We start from the raw sequence: 6,704 nt of genomic DNA on the forward strand, positions 1-6,704 counted from the left end.
CTACCGTGGTAAACGGTGGTCAGCCTGTGCTGCGCTGTCGGATAAGCTGTGGGTGAAAGGCATGTTTATCCACAGGCAGGTTATCCACCGAGTTTCCCCCCTACTTGTGCAATGACCTTAACCCTGGTTATCCACAGAGCTTATGCACAGACCATTGGTCGCCTTTTTTCCCTATAAAGCGTTGATTCTTCTTGGTGGATGAACAACCTTCGTGTGGATAAGTCGGCGCCTGATCGTTACAATGGCCGCTTGTTTTTGCCTCACCGGCTTTCAACTTAGGGGATATCCGTGTCAGTGGAACTTTGGCAGCAGTGCGTGGAGCTTTTGCGCGATGAGCTGCCTGCCCAACAATTCAACACTTGGATCCGTCCACTACAGGTCGAAGCCGAAGGCGACGAGCTGCGTGTCTACGCGCCGAATCGTTTTGTTCTCGACTGGGTCAACGAAAAGTATCTGAGTCGTGTTCTTGAGCTGCTGGATGAGCATGGCAATGGCTCGATGCCGGCGCTGTCCTTATTAATAGGCAGCAAACGCAGTTCGGCGCCGCGGGCGGCACCCAATGCTCCGCTGGCCGCCGCCGCGTCCCAGGCTCAGGCCGCACAGGCTCCGGTCAGTTCACCAGCGCCTGCGCCCGCTGCCCCGCAGCAGAGCAAACGCTCGACGCAAAAAATTGCCGATGTCAGCGAAGAACCGTCCCGGGACAGTTTCGACCCGATGGCCGGTGCCAGTTCGCAACAGGCCCCGATTCGCGCTGAACAGCGCACGGTGCAGGTCGAAGGTGCGCTCAAGCACACCAGCTACCTGAACCGCACTTTTACCTTCGAGAACTTCGTCGAGGGCAAGTCCAACCAACTCGCCCGCGCTGCGGCCTGGCAGGTTGCGGACAACCCCAAGCATGGCTACAACCCGCTCTTCCTTTATGGCGGCGTCGGCTTGGGTAAGACCCACTTGATGCACGCTGTGGGTAACCACCTGTTAAAGAAGAATCCGAATGCGAAGGTTGTATACCTGCATTCCGAGCGTTTCGTGGCCGACATGGTCAAGGCGTTGCAGCTGAATGCAATCAACGAATTCAAGCGCTTCTACCGTTCAGTGGATGCGCTGTTGATCGATGACATTCAATTCTTCGCCCGCAAGGAACGTTCTCAGGAAGAGTTTTTCCACACCTTCAACGCTTTGCTCGAAGGTGGCCAGCAGGTCATTCTCACCAGTGACCGCTATCCGAAAGAAATCGAAGGCCTTGAAGAACGCCTGAAATCCCGTTTCGGCTGGGGCCTGACGGTTGCAGTCGAACCGCCGGAACTGGAAACCCGTGTCGCGATCCTGATGAAGAAGGCCGACCAGGCCAAGGTTGATCTGCCGCACGACGCCGCGTTCTTCATTGCCCAGCGCATTCGCTCCAACGTGCGAGAACTGGAAGGCGCGCTTAAACGCGTGATCGCCCACTCGCACTTCATGGGTCGCGATATCACCATCGAGTTGATCCGCGAATCCCTGAAGGATCTGTTGGCGCTACAAGACAAACTGGTCTCTGTGGATAACATTCAGCGCACGGTCGCCGAGTACTACAAGATCAAGATCTCCGACCTGCTGTCCAAGCGTCGTTCTCGCTCGGTGGCACGTCCGCGTCAGGTGGCCATGGCGTTGTCCAAGGAGCTGACCAACCACAGCCTGCCGGAAATCGGCGATGTGTTTGGCGGCCGTGACCATACGACGGTTTTGCACGCCTGCCGCAAGATCAACGAACTTAAGGAATCCGACGCGGACATCCGCGAGGACTACAAGAACCTGCTGCGTACACTGACCACTTGATGACACCAGCGCAGCTTATTAAGGCAAGGGACTAGACCATGCATTTCACCATTCAACGCGAAGCCCTGTTGAAACCCCTGCAACTGGTCGCAGGCGTCGTCGAACGCCGACAGACCTTGCCGGTGCTTTCCAACGTGCTGCTGGTTGTCGAAGGCCAGCAACTGTCGCTGACCGGTACCGACCTGGAAGTCGAGCTGGTCGGTCGTGTACAGCTCGAAGAGCCGGCAGACCCGGGTTCCATCACTGTGCCTGCGCGCAAGTTGATGGACATCTGCAAGAGCCTGCCGAATGACGCGCTGATTGATATCAAGGTCGACGAGCAAAAGCTCGTGGTGAAAGCCGGTCGTAGCCGCTTTACCCTCTCGACGCTGCCAGCCAATGATTTCCCGACTGTTGAGGAAGGACCAGGTTCGCTGACGTGCAGCCTGGAGCAAAGCAAGTTGCGTCGTCTGATCGAGCGCACCAGCTTCGCCATGGCCCAGCAAGATGTGCGCTATTACCTCAATGGCATGCTTCTGGAAGTGTCGGCCGGAATCATCCGCGCCGTGGCCACCGACGGCCACCGCCTGGCGATGTGCTCAATGCAGGCGGATATCGGTCAACCGGATCGTCACCAGGTGATCGTGCCACGCAAGGGCATCCTTGAACTGGCGCGTCTGCTCACCGAGCCGGATGGCATCGTCAGCATCGTGTTGGGCCAGCACCATATTCGTGCTACCACAGGTGAGTTCACCTTCACCTCCAAACTGGTAGACGGCAAATTCCCCGACTACGAGCGTGTCCTGCCTAAAGGTGGTGACAAGCTGGTTCTCGGCGATCGTCAGGCACTCCGTGAAGCCTTCAGCCGCACCGCGATTCTGTCCAACGAAAAGTATCGTGGCATCCGCCTGCAACTGGCCAATGGTCAGCTGAAGATCCAGGCTAACAACCCTGAGCAGGAAGAGGCAGAGGAAGAAGTGGGCGTTGAGTACAACGGCGGCTCCCTGGAAATCGGCTTCAACGTCAGCTATTTGCTCGACGTGCTGGGCGTGATGACCACTGAGCAGGTTCGCCTCATTCTGTCCGACTCCAACAGCAGCGCGCTGGTGCAGGAGTCCGACAACGACGACTCGGCCTACGTTGTCATGCCGATGCGTCTGTAATCATGCTCAGCAGAAGCTAGATGTCATTAAGTCGCGTCTCGGTCACCGCGGTGCGCAATCTGCACCCGGTGACCCTCTCCCCCTCTCCTCGAATCAATATTCTTTACGGCGCCAACGGCAGCGGTAAGACCAGCGTATTGGAAGCCATCCATCTGCTGGGCCTGGCCCGTTCGTTTCGCAGCACCCGGCTGCTCCCCGTTATTCAGTACGAGCAGCTGGCGTGCACCGTGTTCGGTCAAGTCGAGCTAGCCGACGGCGGCCATAGCGCCCTGGGGGTCTCGCGCGACCGCCAGGGTGAGTTCCAGATCCGCATAGATGGGCAAAACGCTCGTAGCGCAGCCCAGCTGGCCGAGATCCTGCCTTTGCAGCTAATCAACCCAGATAGCTTCCGGCTGCTCGAAGGCGCGCCGAAAATTCGTCGGCAGTTTCTCGACTGGGGTGTGTTCCACGTGGAACCACGATTCATGTCCACCTGGCAACGGTTGCAGAAGGCCCTGCGCCAGAGAAACTCTTGGCTTCGGCATGGTACACTTGACGCCGTTTCGCAAGCGGTTTGGGACAGGGAACTGTGCCAGGCCAGCGCGGAAATCGATGAATACCGCCGCGCCTATATCAAAGCCTTGAAACCAGTCTTTGAACAAACCCTGAGCGAGTTGGTTGAACTTGAAGGTTTGACGCTCAGCTATTACAGAGGCTGGGACAAAGACCGCGAACTGAGTGCAGTGCTCGCCGGTTCCGTGCAACGGGATCAGCAAATGGGCCATACCCAGGCCGGACCACAACGCGCTGATTTGCGTCTCAGATTGGGCGCACATAACGCTGCGGACATCTTGTCCCGCGGTCAGCAGAAGCTGGTGGTTTGTGCATTACGCATCGCCCAGGGGCACTTGGTAAGCCAAGCCCGTCGCGGCCAGTGTATTTATCTGGTGGATGACCTGCCGTCCGAATTGGATGAGCATCACCGCCGCGCGCTTTGCCGCTTGTTGGAAGACTTACGCTGCCAGGTATTTATCACCTGTGTAGATCATGAATTATTGAGGGAAGGCTGGCAGACGGAAACGCCAGTCGCTTTGTTCCACGTGGAACAGGGCCGTATCACCCAGACCCACGACCATCGGGAGTGAAGGCATTGAGCGAAGAAAATACGTACGACTCAACGAGCATTAAAGTGCTGAAAGGCCTGGATGCCGTACGCAAACGTCCCGGTATGTACATTGGTGACACCGACGATGGCAGCGGTCTGCACCACATGGTGTTCGAGGTGGTCGATAACTCGATCGACGAAGCTCTCGCCGGCCACTGCGACGACATCAGCATTATTATCCACCCGGATGAATCCATCACCGTTCGCGATAACGGCCGTGGCATCCCGGTTGACGTGCACAAGGAAGAAGGGGTTTCTGCAGCCGAGGTCATCATGACCGTGCTGCACGCCGGCGGTAAGTTCGACGATAACTCCTACAAGGTATCCGGCGGTCTGCACGGTGTCGGTGTATCGGTTGTGAACGCCCTGTCCGAAGAGCTTATCCTCACAGTACGACGCAGTGGCAAGATCTGGGAACAGACCTATATCCACGGCGTTCCGAAAGAGCCGATGAAAATCGTCGGCGAGAGTGAAACTACTGGCACCCAGATCCACTTCAAGCCTTCCGACCTGACCTTCAAGAATATCCACTTCAGCTGGGATATCCTGGCCAAGCGGATTCGTGAACTGTCGTTCCTGAACTCCGGTGTTGGCATCGTCCTCAAGGATGAGCGTAGCGGCAAGGAAGAGCTGTTCAAATATGAAGGCGGCCTGCGCGCGTTCGTTGAATACCTGAACACCAACAAGACTCCGGTCAACCAGGTGTTCCACTTCAACATCCAGCGTGAAGATGGCATTGGCGTAGAAATCGCCCTGCAGTGGAATGACAGCTTCAACGAGAACCTGTTGTGCTTCACCAACAACATTCCACAGCGCGACGGCGGTACTCACCTGGTGGGTTTCCGTTCGGCGTTGACGCGTAACCTGAACACTTACATCGAAGCCGAGGGCTTGGCGAAGAAGCACAAAGTTGCCACTACAGGTGACGATGCGCGCGAAGGCCTGACCGCGATCATTTCGGTGAAAGTCCCGGATCCGAAGTTCAGCTCCCAGACCAAGGACAAGCTGGTTTCTTCCGAAGTGAAGACCGCTGTCGAACAGGAAATGGGCAAGTACTTCTCCGACTTCCTGCTGGAAAACCCGAACGAAGCCAAGCTGGTCGTCGGCAAGATGATCGACGCCGCTCGTGCCCGTGAAGCAGCACGTAAAGCCCGTGAGATGACCCGTCGCAAGGGCGCGCTGGATATCGCTGGCCTGCCCGGCAAACTGGCTGACTGCCAGGAAAAAGACCCTGCCCTCTCCGAACTGTATCTCGTGGAAGGTGACTCTGCTGGCGGCTCCGCCAAGCAGGGACGTAATCGTCGTACCCAGGCCATCCTGCCGTTGAAGGGCAAGATTCTCAACGTTGAGAAAGCCCGCTTCGACAAGATGATCTCTTCGCAGGAAGTAGGCACCTTGATCACGGCGCTCGGCTGCGGCATCGGTCGTGACGAGTACAACATTGAGAAACTGCGTTATCACAACATCATCATCATGACCGATGCTGACGTCGACGGTTCGCACATCCGTACCCTGCTGCTGACCTTCTTCTTCCGTCAGTTGCCCGAGCTGATCGAGCGTGGCTACATCTACATCGCCCAGCCGCCGCTGTACAAGGTCAAGAAAGGCAAGCAAGAGCAGTACATCAAAGACGATGACGCCATGGAAGAATACATGACGCAATCGGCCCTGGAAGATGCCAGCCTGCACTTGAATGAAGAGGCACCGGGTATCTCTGGTGAAGCCCTTGAGCGCCTGGTGAATGATTTCCGCCTGGTGATGAAGACCCTCAAGCGTCTGTCGCGCCTGTACCCTCAGGAGCTGACCGAGCACTTCATCTACCTGCCTGCAGTCAGCATGGAGCAACTGTCCGATCATGCAGCCATGCAGGAATGGTTGGCCAAGTTCGAAGTTCGCCTGCGTACCGTCGAGAAGTCGGGTCTGGTCTATAAGGCCAGCTTGCGTGAAGACCGTGAACGTAACGTTTGGCTGCCTGAGGTCGAGCTGATCTCCCACGGCTTGTCGAACTACGTGACGTTCAACCGCGACTTCTTCGGCAGCAACGATTACAAGACCGTTGTCTCCCTGGGCGCCCAGTTGAGCACCCTGCTGGACGAAGGCGCGTATATCCAGCGTGGCGAACGCAAGAAGGCCGTCACCGAGTTCAAGGAAGCGCTTGAATGGTTGATGGCCGAAAGCACCAAGCGGCACACCATTCAGCGATACAAAGGTCTGGGCGAGATGAACCCGGATCAGCTGTGGGAGACCACCATGGACCCTGCGCAGCGCCGTATGCTGAAGGTGACCATCGAAGACGCCATTGGCGCGGACCAGATCTTCAACACCCTGATGGGTGATGCGGTCGAGCCTCGCCGTGACTTCATCGAGAGCAACGCCTTGGCGGTTTCGAATCTGGACTTCTGATCCAGTCTAGGTAACCCAGCCAAACAAAAAGGCCAACGCTTGCGTTGGCCTTTTTGTTTCGCAAGAGGCTCTGAAGCGACGAATTTCGCTCATAAAAAAACCGGCTATATCAGCCGGTTTTTTTACATGTGCGCCAGGCATGGCGCGTTGCGCGCAAGCGCAACCAGCTTGGCTGTGGTGGCCTCGCTGGTGACTTGGAGGTG

4 protein-coding genes are annotated in these 6,704 nt (G+C 57.0%); all 4 read left to right on the forward strand.

The window, feature by feature from the left end; all coding sequences use genetic code 11:
• Positions 1 to 288 precede the first annotated feature (288 nt).
• The 4 genes from dnaA to gyrB are packed head-to-tail and all read left to right on the forward strand — an operon-like array spanning position 289 to position 6,501.
• Complete coding sequence (gene dnaA / locus AAEZ09_RS12565) at positions 289 to 1,812, forward strand: chromosomal replication initiator protein DnaA (protein WP_045061236.1); 1,524 nt, start codon at positions 289 to 291, stop codon at positions 1,810 to 1,812.
• Positions 1,813 to 1,850: 38 nt separating this feature from the next.
• Entirely contained in the window at positions 1,851 to 2,954 is a 1,104-nt protein-coding gene (gene dnaN / locus AAEZ09_RS12570) for a DNA polymerase III subunit beta (protein ID WP_007948106.1), read from the forward strand.
• A gap of 20 nt (positions 2,955 to 2,974) precedes the next feature.
• Entirely contained in the window at positions 2,975 to 4,078 is a 1,104-nt protein-coding gene (gene recF, locus AAEZ09_RS12575; RefSeq protein ID WP_045061235.1) for a DNA replication/repair protein RecF, read from the forward strand.
• Positions 4,079 to 4,083: 5 nt separating this feature from the next.
• Positions 4,084 to 6,501 carry a DNA topoisomerase (ATP-hydrolyzing) subunit B gene (gene gyrB, locus AAEZ09_RS12580; protein WP_045061234.1) on the forward strand — a complete coding sequence of 806 codons (2,418 nt, stop codon included), beginning with the start codon at positions 4,084 to 4,086 and terminating at the stop codon, positions 6,499 to 6,501.
• Positions 6,502 to 6,704: the final 203 nt, after the last annotated feature.

This window comes from Pseudomonas sp. 65/3-MNA-CIBAN-0223, from assembly GCF_040310425.1.
GTDB classification, from domain to species: Bacteria; Pseudomonadota; Gammaproteobacteria; order Pseudomonadales; family Pseudomonadaceae; genus Aquipseudomonas; species Aquipseudomonas gregormendelii.

Bases quoted from the DNA above. Each gene is read 5' to 3' on its own strand.
- dnaN (WP_007948106.1), top strand. From the start codon at position 1,851: ATGCATTTCACCATTCAACGCGAAGCCCTGTTGAAACCCCTGCAACTG.
- recF (WP_045061235.1), top strand. From the start codon at position 2,975: ATGTCATTAAGTCGCGTCTCGGTCACCGCGGTGCGCAATCTGCACCCG.